Consider the following 18321-nt stretch of genomic DNA (forward strand, 5'->3'; position numbering starts at 1 on the left):
CGGCAGCCGAGCCCCAAAAGCCGCCATGAACGTGCTCACGGAACATAGGCGTCATCCGCAGGTTCTGAAGCCGAGTTCGCCGAAAGGGTCGGCGCAGTTAAGGGAGAGACCACATGTTCCGTTGGGCCATCATATTTGCCGTCGTCGCTTTGATCGCTTCGCTGCTCGGCTTCGGAGGAGTGGCAGGTCTGTCCGCCGATTTCGCCAAGATCCTGCTGCTGATAGCTGCGGTTATTCTGGTGCTCGGCTTCCTGTTCGGGCGTGGCAAGCGACTGCCCTGAGGACGTCGCTGACCGAGGCATCTGAAGCGGCACCTGAATATACAGATTGTCAGTCTAAGCCCCCGCGTCACAGCGGGGGCTATCTGCGTGCGGAAAGTGTTGCTTCACCAATCTCAGCCGCATCGCGGTCCGTTTTAAGTCGGCCAAAGCGGGATGCCGAGGGGCGGGCCTGTTCCGCCCCTCGCCATCCCGCACGTCCCGCTGGGGATAGTACAAATTTTTCGGGGTGGCCCGCGCCATGCCCCTGACCTAGTCCCCGGGCCTATGAGCACACGGGTGAATGATGGCTTCGCAGCGCTGACCGAGAAGGAGAAGCAGACACTTCGCCTGATCGTGCGCGGCCATGACGCGAAATCGATCGCGCGAAGTCTGGGCCTCTCGGTGCACACGATCAACGAGCGCCTTCGCGACGCACGGCGCAAGATGGCGGTGTCGAGCAGCCGCGAGGCAGCGCGCCTCCTGCTGGACGCCGAGGGCGGCGATCCGGCCCGCCCGGCCCCCGATTTCGTGGGGGACACGCCAATCGGGGAATACGCGAAGGCTCTTCCGGCCGATCAGGAAACCGCGCTGATCGGCGGCGCACGGCGGTTGCCCCGCCGTTTCTCGATCCTGATCGGAGTTTTCGTCATGACACTTGCCCTCGGCCTGCTGGCGCTCGCCGCCTTTCCGCAGATCGCGTCCTCCCCGTCGCCGGCTTCGGGTGCCTCCAGCACGGCACGCAGCGCCGAAGCGGTGGACACGGCGCGGCAATGGCTGGCCTTGCTGGACCAGAAGCGCTGGGACGACAGCTACCGGCAAACCGGCGCGGCCTTCCGCAAGCTGAACACGCCGCAAGTGTGGGCAGCGGCATCCGAGGCGGCCCGCACGCCGCTCGGCGCGGTGATTTCCCGCACGTTCGCCAGCCAGGAGAACCTTCCCGCGCCGCCCGCCGGCTACGAGGTGGTGAAGTTCCGCAGCCGCTTCGCCAACCGGGCCGAGGCGGTGGAGACGGTCACGCTCGAACGCGAGGACGATCGCTGGAGCGTGGTGGGCGTGACGATCGAGTAAGGGCGCGGGGCGGGGCTTTCCGCGCAGGTCTCCCCGCCTCCCGAACATCCCGGTGGATCACCGCGCCTTCCCCCTTGAGCCCCGCCCCGCCTGCGCCTAAGGCATGGTCTTTAATGACATCACCAGAATACACGTATCCGGAAGGCGCGCTCGCCTTCCCGCACCGGGGCCTCGTGGGCATCGCGGGGCTGGCCCCGCACGAGATCTGGTTCCTGCTCGACGAGGCGGAACAGTGGGTCGAGATGAACCGGGGGGCGCAGAAGCGACGGGAGCTGCTCTCGGGCCTGACGATCATCAACGCCTTCTTCGAGAACTCGACCCGTACGCTGCTCAGCTTCGAGATCGCCGGCAAGCGCCTCGGCGCCGACGTGGTGAACATGGCGGTGGCGAACTCCAGCGTGAAGAAGGGCGAGACGCTGATCGACACGGCGATGACCCTCAACGCCATGCGCGCCGACGCGATCGTCATCCGCCACGCAAGCTCGGGTGCGGTGGCGCTGATCGCGGGCAAGGTCGACTGTCCGGTGCTCAATGCCGGCGACGGCCAGCACGAACACCCAACGCAGGCCCTGCTCGACGCGCTGACGATCCGCCAGGCGAAGCGCGCCTTCAACGGCCTGTGCGTCACCATCTGCGGGGACATCCTGCACAGCCGCGTCGCCCGCTCGAACATCCTGTGCCTCGCCTCGCTGGGCGCCGACGTGCGCGTCTGCGCGCCGCCCGCACTGATGCCCGCCGACATCGAACAGATGGGCGTCACCGTCTTCCACGACTTCGACGCGGCGCTGACGGGCGCCGACGTGGTGATGATGCTGCGCCTCCAGCTGGAGCGCATGGAAGGTCAGTTCATCCCCTCCCCACGCGAATACCGCCACCTCTACGGGCTGACGCTCGACCGGCTGGAGCTCGCCGAATCGAACGCGCTGGTCATGCACCCCGGCCCGATGAACCGGGGGATCGAGATCGACAGCAACGTCGCCGACCATGTGGAACGCTCGATGATCACCACGCAGGTCGAGATGGGGGTCGCCATCCGCATGGCCTGCCTCGACGTGCTGACCCGCAAGGGCCGCAAGCTGGAGGGCTGGGCATGAGCCTTCACGCACCGCTCACCATCACCGGCGGCCGCCTGCTGCTTCCGGACGGCTCGATCCAGCCTGGCGCGATCCGCTGCGAGGGCGGGTTCATCACAGCGCTCGGCGCGGACGTCGCCGCGCAGGAGGGCGACACCGTCCACGATGCGCGCCGCAGCCTCATTGCGCCAGGGCTCGTCGACATCGGCGTCTTCGCGATCGACAAGCCCGCCTTCCACTTCGGCGGCGTCACCCGCGCCGCCCTGATGCCGGACCAGAACCCGCCGCTGGACGTGCCCGCGCGGGTGCGCTTCGCCGCGCAGTCGGGAAAGCCGGACTTCTGGGTCCACCCGCTGGCCGCCGCGACGCAGGGCCTTTCCGGCACCGCGCTCGCCGAGATCGCGATGATGCGCGACGCGGGCGCGCGTGCGGTCTGCACCGGACGCCGGTGGATCGGCGATTCGGGCACCATGCTGCGGCTACTGCAATACACCGGCATGCTCGGCATGGTGGTGATCGCCCATGCCGAGGACGCCGGGATCGTCGGCACCGCAGTCGCCACGGCTGGCGAAATGGCGACCCGCCTCGGCCTCCCCAGCGCGCCCGCGCAGGCGGAAGCGATCGCGATCGCCCGCGACATCGCGCTGGCCGAGATGGCGAATGCCGCGATCCACTTCCGCAACGTGACGACCGCCGCCGGGCTCGACCTCGTGCGCGCGGCCAAGGCGCGCGGCCTCAAGGTGACGGCAGGGGTGAGCCCGGCCTACTTCATGCTCTCGGACCTCTCGATCGGGGCGTTCCGCACCTTTACCCACCTCTCCCCGGCGCTGCGCTGCGAGGCGGACCGGCAGGCGGTGATCGCCGCCGTCGCGGACGGCACCATCGACATCGTCGCATCGGGCCACGACCCGCGCGGGCCTGAGGACAAGCGCCTGCCCTTCGCCGATTCGGCGCCGGGCATGGCGGGCGCGGAGACGCTGCTCCCCCTCACCCTGAGCCTCGTGCGCGACGGCGTGATCGACATGGGCCGCGCCTTCGACCTCCTCGCCGGCAACCCCGCGCGCCTGCTGGGCGTCGAGGCCGGACGCCTTGCGCCGGGCCTCGAGGCGGACATCGCGGTGATCGATGCCGAGCGCCCCTGGATCGTCAACTCGGACAAGATGGCCGCCAGCGCGGGCAACACCCCGTTCGACCGCCAGCCCGTCCAGGGCCGCGTCCTAGCGCTGTTCAAGGGCGGCGTCGCGGTGCGCACGAAGAAGACTTCGGGCTAGGACGAAAAAACGGTCTCCCGTCCCGGAGGATGGAAGGCCGCGTGAGGTTCACATGGAAATGGCGAGCGGGGCGCGTCGCCTCAGCGGCTGCGGGCCAGCATCGGCCCGGCGGGGAGGCCGCGCGGCTGCGGGCGCGTATCGACGATGGCGAGGCAGGCCTCGCCGCCGCGCTTGACCGTCGAGCACATGCCCTCCGCCGAGCTGCGGTCGAAGCCCTCGGCGGCGACGCGGAAATAGCGGCGGCCGTGCACCTGCGCCTCGGTGATGCGCATGGCGTGGTCGCGCAGCGCCGGGTTGCGCTTGAGATAGATGCCCCAGGCCCGCTGCGCGCCCTCCATCGTGGCGAACGAGCCGAGCTGGACGAGGTGGCTGCCCTGAGCCGCGGCGCGGGCGGGCTGGGCCTTGGCCGGCTGGACCCTGGGCGCGGCGGGCTTGCGTGGCGGCGGCTTGGGGAAATCGGCGAAGGCGCGCTCGATCGTGGTGCGGTCGGGCTGGCTGGCCGGGGCCGCTGCTTCCGCCGCCGCAGGCACGATCGCGGAGGCCACCTGCGCGGACGGGCCAGCGCCCCAGAAGCTCTCGCCCGATTCGACCGGCGGCAGTTCGGCGTCCGCGACCGCGGCGGGCGCAGAGACCGCGGCCGTTTCCGCCGTATCCGCCAGCGCCATGCGCGGAGCGCGCTCCACGCCGCCCAGCGCCAGCGCGGCGGGCTGGCCGGGATCGCTGCGCAGCGGCGTGCCGAGCAGTCCGGCGACCCGCGACTGCGCCTGTTCGGCGCGCGCATGGGAGGCCCACTCGGCGATGCGGGCATCAAGCTGATCCCCGGGAACGTCCTGCGAGGCGACCACCCTCGCCTGCGACCAGCGGCCGTCCAGCGCATAGGCATAGGCCAGGTTCTGGCGGACCGTCGCGCTGTTCTCGCCCCCGCGCAGCGTGTCGGTGAGCAACGCGACGCCCTGCGCGGGCTGCCCCGCCAGCGCGACGGCAAGGCCGAAGTCGCCCGCCGGGATCTTGTCCCGCCAATGCGACAGCACCTCGAGTGCCTGCGCATTGCGGCCCGACCCGATGTAGGCAAGCGCCAGGCTCAGCCCGGTGCGCGGGCTCTGGTCTCCCAGCGAAACCGCGTCCTCGAACGTGGTCGCCGCCGAATCGAAGCGGCCGGCCGCGAGATACAGCTGCGCGAGGTCCGCCCGCGCCGAGGCGTTGCTTGCAGACCTGGCGACGCGCGCCTCGGCCTTCGCCACCATGCTGTCGGCGATCCCCTCGCCCTGCCCGCCGGTCGGCGCGTCGGCCATCGGCGCCGACCCGGCGCTGGCGAGCGAAGGCTGGCCCGAACAGCCCGCGAGCAGCGCCGCGACCATCGCCGAGCACAAGGTGAAGCCCGCGTTCCGGGCGCTGCTACCAAGACGTTCCATTACATGACTTTCCATCAGGACACGGTGACGCGGCGGCCGAAGCCGCCCACGGGCCGGAGCGCCCCCTGCATCATCGGCTGGCCGGATGCGGGGGCGGCGAACACGGTGCGCCGGAAATTCTTCTCCAGGCGGTCCGCGACATAATTCCACAAGGCGCCCACCTCCTGCGAGGAGCGGCCGCCGGGATCGACTTCCATCACCGTGTGCCCGTCGATCATCGAGGCCGCGAAATCGGTGCGCTGGTGCAGCGTGACCGGCGCCACCGTGCCGTGCTGCGAAAGAGCGACGGCGGCCTCGGCAGTGATACGCGCCTTGGGGGTGGCGGCGTTGACGACGAAAAGCAGCGGCTTTCCCGAACGCTCGCACAACTCGACGGTCGCGCCCACGGCGCGCAGGTCGTGCGGGCTGGGGCGGGTCGGCACCACGATCAGTTCGGCCACCTGGATGACGCTCTGGATCGCGAGCGTGATCGCGGGCGGTGTATCGATGACGGCCAGCCTGAAGCCCTGCTGGCGCAGCGCCTGCAGGTCGCTCGCCAGCCGGGATACGGTTGTCTGCGCGAAAGCGGGCATCTCCGCCTCGCGCTCGTTCCACCAGTCGGCAAGCGAGCCCTGCGGGTCGATGTCGATCAGGACGACCGGACCGGCTCCTACGCGCTGGGCCTGCACGGCGAGATGGCCGGACAGGGTCGTCTTTCCCGATCCGCCCTTCTGCGATGCCAAAGCGAGTACGCGCAAAACCATTCCCCCGAAGCCCATGCGCCCGGCGGGCATGCGCCCTAGCCGAACCTTCGATGGAGGAATTGCCCGATCGTTCCTAATTTACGGTTAAGCGCGTAGTACCGCGGTGTCCGCCGACTTCCAAACGACGAAGGCCCAGCCCGCCAACATCGTCACCGGGCGTTAACCCTTGCCGGGTATGCCGATTTCCGGTTCAAAATGGGACCTTGGCGCGTTGCGGGCTGGCATGGTCCGCGCGAATACGCTTACCGTTCGCACATTCACGAGGCTGGGCCGGGCGACATCGATTTGAGCAAAGTTCTTCCACTCCTCCGCTCGGGCCTTCTCGTGCTCGCCGCCTCGACCATAGGCACCGCCCTCGCCGCTCCGCTCGCGCATGCCGACGTGAAGTCCGGTGTCGATGCCTGGTCCGCGGGCGACTACGACGCCGCGATCGCCCAGTGGCGGCCGCTGGCCGACCGCGGCGACCCGGACGCGCAGTTCAATCTCGCGCAGGCCTACAAGATGGGCCGCGGCGTGCCGATGGACGTCGCCAGGGCCGAAGCCCTCTACGGCGAGGCCGCCGCCAAGGGTCACACCCAGGCGGCCGACGCTTACGGATTGCTGCTGTTCCAGCGGGGCGAACGCGCGCGCTCGCTGCCCTATATCCAGGCGTCGGCGGCGCGCGGAGATGCCCGCGCCCAGTACATCCTGGGGGTTGCGCACTTCAACGGCGACATGGTGCCCAAGGACTGGGTGCGCGCCTATGCTCTCGTCAGCCTCGCCCAGCAGGAGGGCCTGCCGCAGGCGACCGGGGCCAAGGCGCAGATGGACCAACACATTCCCCTGGCAGACCGGCAGAAAAGCGTGGTCCTCGCCCAACAGATCGCCGCGCAGGCTGCCGCCAACCGCGCGCGCCTGAACACCTCGGCCGAACTCGGCACGCAGCTGGCGGCGGCAGAGCCCGCACCCGCCATCGCCGCGCCGCGCAGCGCAGTGACGCAGGCCGCGCGCCTCGCCGGGACCGACAGCCCTTCGACCGCCGGGGCCGACTATGCGCGCAGCGCCCCAGCGCGCAGGCCTGTCGCTACGCCTGCGCCCCCGCGGACGCTCGCCCCGGCGCCGACGCCGAAGCCCGCCGTTCCCGCGCCCAGGCCCGCGCCGGTAAGGGCCGCGTCCAAGCCTGCTCCCAAGCCCGCCGTTGCCCCGTCCGGACCCTGGCGCGCCCAGCTCGGGGCGTTCGGCGTCGCCGGGAATGCCGATGCGCTCTGGGCGAAGGTCAGGTCCCGGCCCGAGCTTGCCGGACACGCCCGCTCGCTCGTTCCCGCCGGCAAGCTGGTGAAGCTGCAGGCGACCGGCTTCGCCTCGCGCGCCGACGCCGCGGCCGCCTGCTCGCGCCTGACCGCCGGTGGCTTCGGGTGCCTGCCGGTCAGGGACTGACCCTCGCCGACGCCGACGCGGAGGCTGCGCCGGTTGCAGCCCCGCGTCTGGAGACGCTCGACCTCATTCGCGGCGTCGCGGTCCTCGGCATCCTGACCATCAACATCGCCGGGTTCGCCGGGCCGATGATCGCCTCGACCTCGCCCAACCTGCCCACGCCGGTCGGCGCGCTCGACGAGGCGGCCTATGCCTTCAACTTCCTGTTCTTCGAGGGGAAGATGCGGGCGCTGTTCTCGCTGCTGTTCGGCGCTGGGCTGGTGCTGTTCTGGGAGCGCGCCGAGGCAGCCGGGCGCGACGGCGATTCGCTGCAGTTGCGCCGCCTCGGCTGGCTGCTGCTGCTGGGCATGCTGCATTACCTGCTGCTGTGGTGGGGCGACATCCTGTTCGTCTACGCCGCCTGCGGCATCGCCGCGCTGCTGCTGCGACCGCTGGGCAACGGCGTGCTGCTCATGCTGGCGCTGCTGCTTTACTACGCGTGGCATGTATGGGGCATGCTCGACGCGTCCGCCGCGATCGCCGCCGAGACCGCCGTGCGCCACGGTGACGCCGGGGCCGCGCAGCTTCGTCTCCTGGCCGACTGGATCGCACCTCTCCATTCGTGGGCCGCGCAGGAACTGCGCGAAGCCCGCCTCAGCTATTTCGAACTGCTGCGCGTCAAGCTGGTCGAGCGGCCGTTCTGGCAGATACAGATGGTCTCGGGCGTGTTTTCCGAAACGCTTCCGCTGATGCTGATCGGCATGGTCGCCTACCGCCGGGGCTTCTTCGACGGCCGCCTCCCACGCCGCCGCCTGGTCGAGATTTCGGTCTCCTGCACGCTCGCCGGCCTTGCCCTGACGGCGACTTTCCTCGGCTGGGCATGGCCGCGCCATTTCCCGCCCGTGGCGATGAACGCGGCGCTGGTCTGGGGTCTCGCCATGCCGCACCTTCTCGCCGGCTGCGGCTATGCCGGGCTGCTGGTCCTGGCCGCCCCCCGCCTCGCGCCGACGTGGATCGGCCGGCGACTCGTCGCCGCCGGGCGCATGGCCTTCAGCAACTACGTGCTGACGAGCGTGGTCATGACCTTCGCCTTCTACGGCTGGGGCCTGGGCCTCTACGCGCAGGTAGGACCACTCGCGCAGTGGGCGTTCGTGCTTGGGGGCTGGGCCCTGATGCTGGCCTGGAGTGCGCCGTGGCTGCGCCGTTTCCGGCGCGGACCGCTCGAATGGGCCTGGCGCTCGCTCGTCGAGCACAGGGCGCTTCCCAACCTTCGCTGACCCCTCGAAATTCCGTAAAATATGCTATTGCGATCCATTCGCACTCGCATATATTGAAGCGGGACTAGAGGATTCGCTCATGTACGTGTGCATCTGCAATGCCATCCGGGAAACCGAACTTCGCTGCGCCGCGCGCCGCTGCCGTGGCAGTGCGGAAGCGATCTACGGTTCGCTTGGGCGCGCTCCTCAATGCCGCCAGTGCCTCGACGAGGCGGAAGACATCATTGCCGACGAGCTTTCGTCGGCCGGAATGGGAATCTCTGCAGCCGCCTGACATGACCTGACTTGAACTTCAGTACCCGTTTCGCCTATAGGCCGCGGCTCACATAGAGGAGTTTCCGCGCGATGAATGGCGACCAAAGGGTCATCGAGTTTCTTAACAAGGCCCTGTTCAACGAGCTGACCGCGATCAACCAGTACTGGCTGCACTACCGCATGCTCGACAACTGGGGCATCAAGAAACTCGCCGAGTACGAACGCCACGAATCGATCGATGAGATGAAGCACGCGGACGTGCTTGCCGATCGCATCCTGTTCCTCGGCGGCCTCCCCAACTTCCAGTCGCTCGGCAAGCTGCGTGTCGGCGAAACGGTCGAGGAAATCCTCAAGGCCGACCTCGCGCTCGAATACGACGCCCTGCCGATGCTCAAGGACGCCATCGCCCATGCCGAGTCGGTTCGCGACTACGTCAGCCGCGAAATCTTCGAGCGCATCCTCGAGAGCGAGGAAGAGCATGTCGATTTCCTCGAAAAGCAGTTCGACATGATCGAGCGCATGGGTATTCAGAACTACTGCCAGCTGCAGAGCAAGCCCGCCGAAGACTGAGGCGGCCGCCCTCTGCGCTTGCTGCGCGGGAACCCGCGCTCCTCCCGGCACTTCTGTCTGGGGGGAGCGGCCGGGTGCCGCGCCCGGGACGTGTCAGGGGGAAAGCATGAATTCACCGCGCAGCGATGCTCAAGGTAAGCGCGGCCTTGAAACCGAGGACATCGGCTTTGCCGTCCTCGTCGTCGTCATCACCCTCGCCTTCGCCTACCTGCTCGCGCCCTATTTCGGCGCCGTACTGTGGGGCGTGGTCGCCGCGATCATGTTCCAGCCGCTCACCAAGAAGCTGACCGGCCGGCTGAACGGGCGCAAGAACCTGGCGACTTCGATCGTCCTGTTCGGGCTCATCGCGCTGTTCGTGATCCCGACGATCCTGCTTGGGATCAGCCTCGTCAACGAGGCGACCGTCCTCTACGGCAAGATTTCCAGCGGCCAGATCGACTTCGGCCGCATCTTCCAGCAAGTCCTCAATGCCTTGCCGAACCGCCTGCGCGGCATGATCGAGGAATACGGGCTGACCGACTTCGACACCATCCGCCGCCAGTTCGGCTCCAGCATCACCAGCGGCCTCCAGACCGTCGCCGGGCGCGTGCTGACCGTGGGCCAGGGCGCGCTGAGCTTCGTCGCAGCGCTCGGCGTCATGCTCTACCTCAGCTACTTCCTGCTGCGTGACGGACAGCGTTACGGCGACATGGTGCGCACCAGCCTGCCGCTCCACGCCTCCACCCGCGATTCGCTGATCGAGCACTTCCTGCTCGTGGTGCGCGCCACCATGCGCGGCACCGTGGTCGTGGCGATCGTCCAGGGCGTGCTCGGCGGCCTACTGTTCTCGCTGCTGGGGATAGAGGGCGCGCTGATCTGGGGCGTGCTGATGGGTTTCTTCTCGCTTCTGCCCGCCGTCGGCACCGCGATCATCTGGGTGCCCGCCGCGATCTACCTCTTCGCCACGGGCGACACCGTCAAGGCGTCGATCGTCGTGTTCTGCGGCGTCTTCGTCATTGGCATGGTCGACAACGTGCTGCGTCCGATTCTGGTGGGCCGCGACACCCGTCTGCCCGACTTCGTGGTGCTGATCGCGACGCTGGCAGGCCTGGAGCTGTTCGGCCTCAACGGCTTCATCATCGGCCCAGTCATCGCCGCGCTGTTCATCGCGGTATGGAACCAGCACCGCGACCAGCGCGAAGCCAAGGTCGAGGGCGACCGCACCGGTCTGCCGGTGCAGTCGCAGGCCGTCGCCCAGAAAGCAGCCGAGGAGGCTGTGGCGCATCCGTCCTGATCACAGCCACCGTCGTCCCCCACCGGGGACGATGGCGGTCGGCGCTCAGTCCTTGGCGAACGGGTTCTTGGCGCTGCGCAGGTTCAGGCGGATCGGCACGGCCTCGAACCCCAGTTCGCGGCGCATCCCGTTGATGAGATAGCGCCGGTAGCTTTCGGGCAGCAGGTCGAGGCGGGTGCCGAAGACCACGAAGCCGGGCGGGCGGGTCTTGGCCTGGGTAATGTAGCGCAGCTTGATGCGCTTGCCGCCCGGCGCCGGCGGCGGGTTGGCGGAGAGCGCGTCGTCGAACCAGCGGTTGAGCGCGGCGGTGGGCACGCGCTTGCTCCAGGCCTCGCGGATCGAGAAGCCGACCGCGATCAGCTCGTCGAGCCCGCGGCCCGTGCGCGCCGAAACGGTCAGAAGCGGCACGCCGCGGACCTGCGCTAGACCCTCGTCGAGCGCGCCGCGAATGCCGTTGAACAGGCCCGACGCGCCCTCGGCGACATCCCACTTGTTCACCGCGATGATGAGCGCGCGGCCTTCTTCCAGAACCTTCGAAGCAATCGTCAGGTCCTGGTGCTCCAGCCCGCGCGTCGCGTCGAGCAGCAGCACCACGACTTCGGCGAAGTCGATCGCGTGGCGCGCGTCGGCCACGGCCATGCGCTCCAGCTTCTCGACCACGTTGGCGCGCTTGCGCATGCCCGCGGTGTCGATCAGTTGCACCTGCCGCACATCTTGCGTCTTGGGATCGGTCCATTCCCAGTCGATCGTGATCGAATCGCGGGTGATCCCCGCTTCCGGCCCGGTGAGCAGGCGGTCTTCGCCCAAAATACGGTTGATCAGCGTCGACTTGCCGGCATTCGGGCGCCCGACGATGGCGAGCTTGAGCGGACGCAGAAGCATGGCTTCCTCGTCCTCTTCCTCCTCGAACTCGGGCTCCGGCGGCTGGAGCGGCTCGAGATGGGGGAGCAGCGCCTCGAACAGGTCGGCGGTGCCGATACCGTGCTCGGCGGAGAAGGCGATCGGATCGCCAAGGCCCAGCGAGTAGGATTCGAGCACACCGTGCTCGCCCGCGCGGCCCTCTGCCTTGTTGGCGAGCAGGATCACCGGCACCGGCGAGGCGCGCAGCCACTGGCCGATCTCCTCGTCGAGCGGAGTGATCCCGGCGCGCGCGTCGACCACGAACAGCGCGACGTCCGCCGTCGCAAGCGCAGCTTCGGTCTGCTTGCGCATGCGGCCGGGCAGCGTCTCCGCGTCCGTGTCCTCCCAGCCGGCGGTGTCGACGATCTGGAATTTCAGGCCGAGCAGTTCGGCGTCGCCGAAGCGGCGGTCACGGGTGACGCCCGGCTGGTCGTCGACCAGTGCGAGCTTCTTGCCGACGAGGCGGTTCCACAACGTGGACTTGCCGACGTTGGGTCGGCCGATGATGATGACTTGGGGAAGCATGATTCCCAGCGCATGGGGATTTCCGCCGCTTTTGGCAAGCTTTGCGGTCGAGTCGGCGGGGCTTGACGAGCGGGCCGTCGCGAAATTGACGCACCTTTCCATGTGCTGGGCCGGCCCTCGTCACCCCCGGCGAAGATTTTTCGGCAATTTCAACTCTCGAGCCGGAACAAAACCTTGCTCCGCGATTAACCAGACTCGGCACACAGCCGATAACCTTCCCAGGGCACAAGGGTAGGCATGAGGGTTTACCGCAAAGTATTCATTCTGGGGCTCGCCGCCGCGTGCATGACGCCGGCCCACGCCCGTACCGCCATCGACGCCGCCATCGGCGAGGCTTCACCGGGGGATTCCAACGCCGGATCGGCTCTGACCGTGCCGAAGGGCCCGGGCCACCTCGAATGCGTGCCTTATGCGCGCTCCACTTCGGGCATCCAGATCTACGGCGATGCCCATACGTGGTGGGGCCAGGCCAAGGACCGCTACGCCACCGGCCATTCGCCGCGCGTGGGGGCGGTTCTCGCCATCCGTCCGTTCAACAATTCGAAGCTGGGGCACGTCGCGACGGTGAGCCGCATCGTCGATTCGCGCACGATCCTGCTGAGCCACGCCAATTGGTCGGTCCCGGGCGAGATCGAACGCAACGTCACCGCGCTCGACGTCTCGCCGGACAACGACTGGAGCCAGGTGCGGATCTGGTATGCACCGAGCCGAGGCCTGGGCAACACGCATTGGCCGGTCGCGGGCTTCATCTACAATGCAAAACCCGGGTCGGTACGCGATCTCGGCACCACCCGTCTCGCCTCTGCGGCAGGCGCCAAGGCCCCCAAGACAGAGAAAAGCGCCCGCCACGCCGATCCGATCGGCGCGATCATCGCGGGCACTTACTAGGCGGCCCCGCCCCCTTCCAGGGACGAGGCAGCAACCTCAGTCCTTCTTGGCGACCGGTGCGTCGTCGCCGATGTCTTCGTACCAGGCTTCCACCGGGCCGGAGAGCTTGATCGTCAGCGCATTGCCGTGGCGATCCATGGACTTGCCGGCCTGGACGCGAATCCAGCCCTCCGAGATCGAGTATTCCTCGACGTTGGTGCGCACGGTGCCCTTGAAGCGGATGCCGATGCCGCGCTGCAGTTTCTCCTGGTCGAAGAAGGGGCTGCGCGGATTGATCGCGAGGTGGTCGGGTGGCACGTCCGGGCCAGAGGTTTCCGGTGCCGTTTCGGGAGCGTTGGTGTCTTCGGTCATGGCAGTCGCGTTTAGATGCAGATCGGCGCTTGTCAATTCGATCCGAGTTGTCTAGGGGGCCGCTTCCGCTTGAGAGCGGGCGCGTAGCTCAGTGGTAGAGCACACCCTTCACACGGGTGGGGTCGCAGGTTCAATCCCTGCCGCGCCCACCATCCTTCACGGATGGCCCAGCCTTCGCTCAGAGCCGTTCCCCTGACTTCCGACATGCGACCAGATGGCCCCGCCTCGGGTTAACCCGAAATTAGCCATGCGCCGCGCATGACGGCCACGACCACGGCCAACATGCAGGACCTGCGAACCGATGACCCACGACGGCCCCCCGTCCCTGCAAGTCCGGTCGCAGGCGTTCCGCCCCTGGCTGCTGCTCGTTCTCCTGGCCATCGCCGCCGCCTTGCGCTTCGGGACTTTCGGCGATCCCAATCTTCACGTCGACGAAGCCTTCTACCAGACCGTCGGCGTGGCGATGCACCATGGGGCGCTGCCCTATGTCGACATCTGGGACCGCAAGCCCTGGGGCCTGTTCTTCATCTACTACCTGATCGCCTTCGTCTCGAGCGGCCCGCTGGCCTACCAGCTCGTCGCGACCCTGTTCGCCGCCGCGACCGCCTGGGTCATCGGCCGCTTCGCGAGCCGCTGGGCGGGCCTTCGCGGCGGGCTCCTTGCGGGCATCGTCTACCTCCTGTGGCTCGACCCGCTGCAGGGCTTCGGCGGCCAGAGCCCGGTGTTCTACAATCTCTTCATCGCGGCGGCCGCGCTGCTGGTCTTCCGTTCCGGCGCAGAGCTGCGCGCCGGGCGTGTGCCGGGCGCCGTTCCCGCCGCCATGCTACTGGCGGGCCTTGCCATTACCGTGAAGCCGACCGCCCTGTTCGAAGCGGCCTTCCTTGGCCTTTACGCGGCGATCCTGCTGCTGCGTTCGCCAGCGCCCCGGCCCCGCGCCGGCCGCGCCGTGCTGGGGTGGGTGCTGATCGGCGCTGCGCCGATGCTGGCGATCTCGGCATGGTACGCGCTGCACGGCTACTGGGCGATCTACTGGCAGGCGATGGTGCTCGCCAGCCTCGACCGGCCTCAGTTCGCCTACGCTGCGACGATGCGCTTCCTGGTCAGCTTCATTCTCCTCGCTCCGGTACTGGTGGTGGCGACGCTGTCTCTGGCGACCTGGCAGGGCGAGGCGCGGCGCTTCGTCGGCTGGTGGCTGCTGGCGGCGCTGCTAGGGCTGGTCTCCGTGCCCAACTTCTACATGCACTATTCACTGCCGCTGCTGGTTCCGCTGAGCATCGTGACGGCCAGCTTCCTTTCGCGCCCGATCGGCGGGCCGGTGGCGCTGGCCTGCCTCGCGGCCTGGTCGTGGTACAATGCCAATACCCTCGACTACCACCACACCCGCCGCTCCCAGGCGGCAATGGCCGCACTGGCGCAGGCCGTCCGATCCCATGACGACGGCGCTCCGCTGTTCGTCGTCGATGGCCCGCCGCAGCTCTATATCCTCACCGGCCATCCCTTCCCGACGCCGCTGGTGTTCCCCCACCACCTGGGCGACGCCAGCGAGCGCGACCTGAGCCATCTTTCCACGATCGGCGAGACCCGGCGCGTGCTGCGACTGCGACCCTCCACCGTCGTCATGCCCGACACGCCCCGCCAGGACCCGGCCAACCTCGAGGTCATCGGCGCCGTCACCGCCTATGTCACGCAGCACTGCCGCAAGGTCGCGACCATCGACACGCCAGACGTGCTGACCAGTTCGCGGATGAACGTCTGGGCCGGATGCCGCGCGGTCCGCGGGCACCAAAGCTGACACCCTTTCCCGATGCTTGCGCCGCGCCCGCCCACGCGGCATAGCCCCGGCCCATGCACGATATCCGCCAGATCCGCGAAAACCCCGCAGCCTTCGACGCCGGCCTCGCCCGCCGCGGCGTGGCGCCCGTCTCCGCCCAGATCGTCGCTCTCGACGAACAGCGCCGCTCCCTCGCCACCCGCGCGCAGGAAAGCCAGAACCGCCGCAACGAGGCGTCGAAAGCCATCGGCAAGGCCATGGGCCAGGGCGACACCGCCACCGCCGACGCGCTCAAGGCCGAAGTCGCCGGGCTCAAGGACAGCCTCCCCGCGCTCGAAGCCGAGGAGAAGGACGTCGCGGCCCAGCTGCACGACCTGCTCGCCGGCCTGCCCAACATTCCCGTCGACGCCGTACCCGACGGCGCGGACGAGGCGCAGAACGTCGAAGTCCTGAAGTGGGGCGTGCCACGCGAGTTCGCCTTCACGCCCAGGGAACATGCCGACATCGGCCCCGCGCTGGGGCTCGATTTCGAGACGGGCGCCCTGCTCTCAGGTGCGCGCTTCACCTTTCTCAAGGGCCAGATGGCGCGCCTGCATCGCGCGCTCGCGCAGTTCATGCTCGACACGCAGACCGACACGAACGGCTTCCTAGAGTGCAACGTGCCGCTGCTGGTCAAGGATGAGGCCGTTTACGGCACCGGCCAGTTGCCGAAGTTCTCAGACGACCTTTTCCGCACGACCGACGGGCGCTGGCTGATTCCCACCGCCGAAGTCTCGCTGACGAATTATGTGCGCGAGACGGTGATCCACCCCGATGCCCTGCCCCTGCGCATGACCGCGCTCACCCCCTGCTTCCGCTCGGAAGCGGGCGCGGCGGGGCGCGACACGCGTGGGTTCATCCGCCAGCACCAGTTCGAGAAGGTGGAACTCGTCACCGTCTGCCGCCCCGAGGACAGCGAGGGGGAGCACGAGAAGATGGTCGCCGCCGCCGAATCGATCCTGCAGGCGCTGGGCCTCCCCTACCGCAAGGTGCTTCTCTGCGCCGGCGACATGGGCGCCACCGCGCGGCTGACCTACGACCTCGAAGTGTGGCTGCCGGGCCAGCAGGCCTACCGCGAGATCAGCTCGATCTCGAACTGCGGCGACTACCAGGCGCGCCGCATGAACGCCCGCTTCAAGCCCGAGGGCGCCAAGAAGACCGAGTTCGTCCACACCCTCAACGGCTCGGGCCTTGCGGTCGGCCGCACGCTGGTCGCGGTTCTGGAGAACTATCAGGAGGAGGACGGCTCGGTGCTCGTGCCAGACGTTCTGAAGCCGTGGATGGGCGGGCTCGAGAAGCTGGAAGCGCTGGCGTAACGCGGGGCTTCACGCCCCGCCGCAGGTTTTCACGTATCCCCGCCCGGCCGGGTATGGTTAAAGGCAAGTCATGCGCATCCTCCTCACCAACGACGACGGCATCAATGCTCCCGGCCTCTATGTGCTGGAGAAGATCGCCGCGCAGCTTTCCGACGACATCTGGATCTGCGCGCCGAGCGAGGAGCAATCGGGCGCGGGCCACTCGCTAACCCTCACCCGTCCGGTCCGTATGCGCCAGCACGCCGAGCGCCGCTTCTCGGTAACCGGCACGCCGACCGATTCGGTTACGATGGGGCTCAAGAAGGTCCTGTCCGGCCCGCCCGACCTGATCCTCTCTGGCGTCAACCGCGGCGCCAACATGGGCGACGACGTGACGTATTCGGGCACCGTTTCGGCCGCGTTCGAGGGCGCGCTGGCGGGCATACGCTCGATCGCGCTGAGCCAGGTCTATTCGAAGGAAGGTCTCGGCGACGGGGTCAGCTTCGCCGCTGCCGAGGAATGGGGCGCCAGGGTGCTGCGCCCGCTGCTCGACCAGCCCTTCGCGCCGCGCACGCTGGTGAACGTCAACTTCCCGGCCATCCCCGCCGATGAGGTGAAGGGCATTCGTGTCGTTCGCCAGGGTTTCCACGACTATGCGCGCGGCTCCGTCGTCGAGGGCATGGACCCGCGCGGCTTCCCGTATTTCTGGTTCGGCCTGCACGGGATCGAACACACCCCCGGTCACGCCACCGACCTCGAGGCGATCGCGGAGGGCTATATCTCGGTGACGCCGCTGCAACTCGACCTCACCCACGACGCCTCGCTGAAAGCGATGGCGGAGCGCTACGGCCAGTGAAGCGCGCCGTCTTCCTCGCCGCACTATTGGCGAGCGCTCCCGCATATGCCGCCTCGCCCGCGCAGGAGAGCGTCCACGTCGTGGCTTCGGGCGAGACGCTCGGCGGCATCGCCAACCGCGCCGGAGTGCCGGCAGCCGCGATCGCCAAGGCCAATGCGCTCAAGGAGCCGTGGGTCGTGCGCGTCGGCCAGAAGCTGGCGATCCCGCGCGTGACGCAGGCTGAGACCAAGGTAGCAGCCAAGCCCGCCAACCCCACCGCGGACACCTCCGCGAAGAAGGCCGCGAAGACCGCCGCGCGCGTCATAGAGGCGCGCACGCCGCCCGGCGGGCCCGAAACGGAGACCACGCACAAGGTCCTCGAAGGCGAGACGCTGGGCGGCATCGCCGCGCGCACGAAAGTGCCGCGCGTGCTGATCGCGGAGGCCAACGGCCTCCAGCCGCCCTTCGACGTGCGCGTCGGCCAGACCCTGCGCATCCCGCGCACCCGCCATCACGCGGTGAAGGCGGGCGACACCGGCTTCTCCATCTCGCTCGATTACGCGGTGCCGTGGGAGCAGATCGCGCTGGCCAACAACCTCGACCCGGCCGCGCCGGTCAAGGCGGGTCAGGACCTGCTGATCCCGACCCTGCTCGACCCGCCGAGCACCGGGCCGAAGACTATCGCGCCCGCCCCCAAGCCGATCGCGGCACCCCTGGCGCCCGCCAAGGCCAAGTCGCCCCGCTTCGCATGGCCGCTCAGCGGAGCAGTGCGGCGCGGCTACGACGCGGCGGGCGGCGACTATCACGACGGCCTCGATATCACCGCACCCAAGGGCACGATGGTGCGCGCCGCGGCGCCCGGAACCGTGACTTTCGCGGGCAAGGAAAAGGACCAGTTCGGCAATCTCGTCGTGCTCGACCACGGGGGCGGCTGGTTCACCGCCTACGGCTTCCTCAGCCGCGTGACCGTCAAGGAAGGCGCGAAAGTCGCCGCCGGGGAGCGTGTCGGGCTGGTCGGGGACACCGGCCTGACCAAGCGCCCGGAACTCCACTTCGAGGTCCGGCAGGACGGCAAGCCCGTCGATCCGCTCGGCGAATTGCCCAAGGCGCCCTGAGCGGACAG

The 18321-nt window shown here is 68.6% G+C and carries 18 protein-coding genes and 1 tRNA gene; 15 read left to right on the forward strand and 4 right to left on the reverse strand.

Annotated elements, in window-relative coordinates:
• The first annotated feature begins 113 nt into the window (after window positions 1-113).
• The 4 genes from PMI02_RS26440 (at window position 114) to PMI02_RS14515 (ending at window position 3672) form a co-directional block, all read left to right on the forward strand.
• Entirely contained in the window at window positions 114-281 is a 168-nt protein-coding gene (locus PMI02_RS26440) for a DUF1328 domain-containing protein (protein ID WP_007684011.1), read from the forward strand.
• A 264-nt stretch (window positions 282-545) separates the two neighbouring features.
• The gene (locus PMI02_RS14505; RefSeq protein WP_007684015.1) at window positions 546-1328 is read left to right on the forward strand and encodes a DUF4019 domain-containing protein; all 783 of its coding nucleotides are present in this window, start codon (window positions 546-548) and stop codon (window positions 1326-1328) included.
• A gap of 113 nt (window positions 1329-1441) precedes the next feature.
• Window positions 1442-2422 carry an aspartate carbamoyltransferase catalytic subunit gene (locus tag PMI02_RS14510; RefSeq protein ID WP_007684016.1) on the forward strand — a complete coding sequence of 327 codons (981 nt, stop codon included), beginning with the start codon at window positions 1442-1444 and terminating at the stop codon, window positions 2420-2422.
• Window positions 2419-3672: a dihydroorotase family protein gene (locus PMI02_RS14515; RefSeq protein ID WP_007684018.1), complete on the forward strand. Its 1254-nt coding sequence runs from the start codon at window positions 2419-2421 to the stop codon at window positions 3670-3672. The genes PMI02_RS14510 and PMI02_RS14515 overlap by 4 nt, the downstream gene beginning before the upstream one ends.
• Before the next feature lie 80 nt (window positions 3673-3752).
• On the opposite strand, the gene PMI02_RS14520 is transcribed toward PMI02_RS14515, so the two are convergent.
• Window positions 3753-5084 carry a lipopolysaccharide assembly protein LapB gene (locus PMI02_RS14520; RefSeq protein WP_007684020.1) on the reverse strand — a complete coding sequence of 444 codons (1332 nt, stop codon included), beginning with the start codon at window positions 5082-5084 and terminating at the stop codon, window positions 3753-3755.
• A 14-nt stretch (window positions 5085-5098) separates the two neighbouring features.
• On the reverse strand, window positions 5099-5821 hold the full coding sequence (locus PMI02_RS14525) for a ParA family protein (RefSeq protein WP_036503950.1): 723 nt from the start codon (window positions 5819-5821) through the stop codon (window positions 5099-5101).
• A 291-nt stretch (window positions 5822-6112) separates the two neighbouring features.
• Here PMI02_RS14525 and PMI02_RS14530 point away from each other — a divergent pair, with 291 nt between their 5' ends.
• The 5 genes from PMI02_RS14530 (at window position 6113) to PMI02_RS14550 (ending at window position 10594) form a co-directional block, all read left to right on the forward strand.
• Window positions 6113-7243, forward strand: coding sequence for an SPOR domain-containing protein (locus PMI02_RS14530; protein WP_036503952.1), 1131 nt, complete (start codon window positions 6113-6115; stop codon window positions 7241-7243).
• Entirely contained in the window at window positions 7222-8496 is a 1275-nt protein-coding gene (locus PMI02_RS14535; RefSeq protein WP_007684025.1) for a DUF418 domain-containing protein, read from the forward strand. Before PMI02_RS14530 ends, PMI02_RS14535 begins: the two co-directional genes overlap by 22 nt.
• A gap of 79 nt (window positions 8497-8575) precedes the next feature.
• Window positions 8576-8770, forward strand: a complete 195-nt coding sequence (locus PMI02_RS27990) for a bacterioferritin-associated ferredoxin (RefSeq protein ID WP_007684027.1) — start codon at window positions 8576-8578, stop codon at window positions 8768-8770.
• A gap of 71 nt (window positions 8771-8841) precedes the next feature.
• Complete coding sequence (gene bfr, locus PMI02_RS14545) at window positions 8842-9321, forward strand: bacterioferritin (protein WP_007684029.1); 480 nt, start codon at window positions 8842-8844, stop codon at window positions 9319-9321.
• 106 nt (window positions 9322-9427) lie between these two features.
• Entirely contained in the window at window positions 9428-10594 is a 1167-nt protein-coding gene (locus PMI02_RS14550) for an AI-2E family transporter (RefSeq protein ID WP_007684032.1), read from the forward strand.
• Between the two features lie 45 nt (window positions 10595-10639).
• Here the strand turns inward: PMI02_RS14550 and der are convergent, their stop codons facing one another.
• Window positions 10640-12019 carry a ribosome biogenesis GTPase Der gene (der, locus tag PMI02_RS14555; RefSeq protein WP_036503955.1) on the reverse strand — a complete coding sequence of 460 codons (1380 nt, stop codon included), beginning with the start codon at window positions 12017-12019 and terminating at the stop codon, window positions 10640-10642.
• Between the two features lie 237 nt (window positions 12020-12256).
• On the opposite strand from der, the gene PMI02_RS14560 reads away from it, so the two are divergent.
• Entirely contained in the window at window positions 12257-12907 is a 651-nt protein-coding gene (locus PMI02_RS14560) for a CHAP domain-containing protein (protein ID WP_007684036.1), read from the forward strand.
• A 36-nt stretch (window positions 12908-12943) separates the two neighbouring features.
• Here the strand turns inward: PMI02_RS14560 and PMI02_RS14565 are convergent, their stop codons facing one another.
• Window positions 12944-13258 (reverse strand): DUF3297 family protein, encoded by a 315-nt coding sequence (locus tag PMI02_RS14565; RefSeq protein ID WP_007684037.1) that lies wholly within the window; start codon window positions 13256-13258, stop codon window positions 12944-12946.
• Between the two features lie 77 nt (window positions 13259-13335).
• Here PMI02_RS14565 and PMI02_RS14570 point away from each other — a divergent pair.
• The 5 genes from PMI02_RS14570 (at window position 13336) to PMI02_RS14590 (ending at window position 18313) form a co-directional block, all read left to right on the forward strand.
• Window positions 13336-13410: transfer RNA gene (locus PMI02_RS14570), tRNA-Val, on the forward strand.
• 149 nt (window positions 13411-13559) lie between these two features.
• On the forward strand, window positions 13560-15050 hold the full coding sequence (locus tag PMI02_RS14575) for a glycosyltransferase family 39 protein (protein WP_007684039.1): 1491 nt from the start codon (window positions 13560-13562) through the stop codon (window positions 15048-15050).
• Window positions 15051-15103: 53 nt separating this feature from the next.
• Window positions 15104-16384 (forward strand): serine--tRNA ligase, encoded by a 1281-nt coding sequence (serS, locus tag PMI02_RS14580; protein WP_007684041.1) that lies wholly within the window; start codon window positions 15104-15106, stop codon window positions 16382-16384.
• Window positions 16385-16454: 70 nt separating this feature from the next.
• Window positions 16455-17219, forward strand: a complete 765-nt coding sequence (gene surE / locus PMI02_RS14585) for a 5'/3'-nucleotidase SurE (protein ID WP_007684043.1) — start codon at window positions 16455-16457, stop codon at window positions 17217-17219.
• Window positions 17216-18313: a LysM peptidoglycan-binding domain-containing protein gene (locus tag PMI02_RS14590; protein WP_007684045.1), complete on the forward strand. Its 1098-nt coding sequence runs from the start codon at window positions 17216-17218 to the stop codon at window positions 18311-18313. Before surE ends, PMI02_RS14590 begins: the two co-directional genes overlap by 4 nt.
• The last annotated feature ends 8 nt before the right edge of the window (window positions 18314-18321 follow it).

Source organism: Novosphingobium sp. AP12, assembly GCF_000281975.1.
In the GTDB taxonomy this organism is placed as follows: domain Bacteria; phylum Pseudomonadota; class Alphaproteobacteria; order Sphingomonadales; family Sphingomonadaceae; genus Novosphingobium.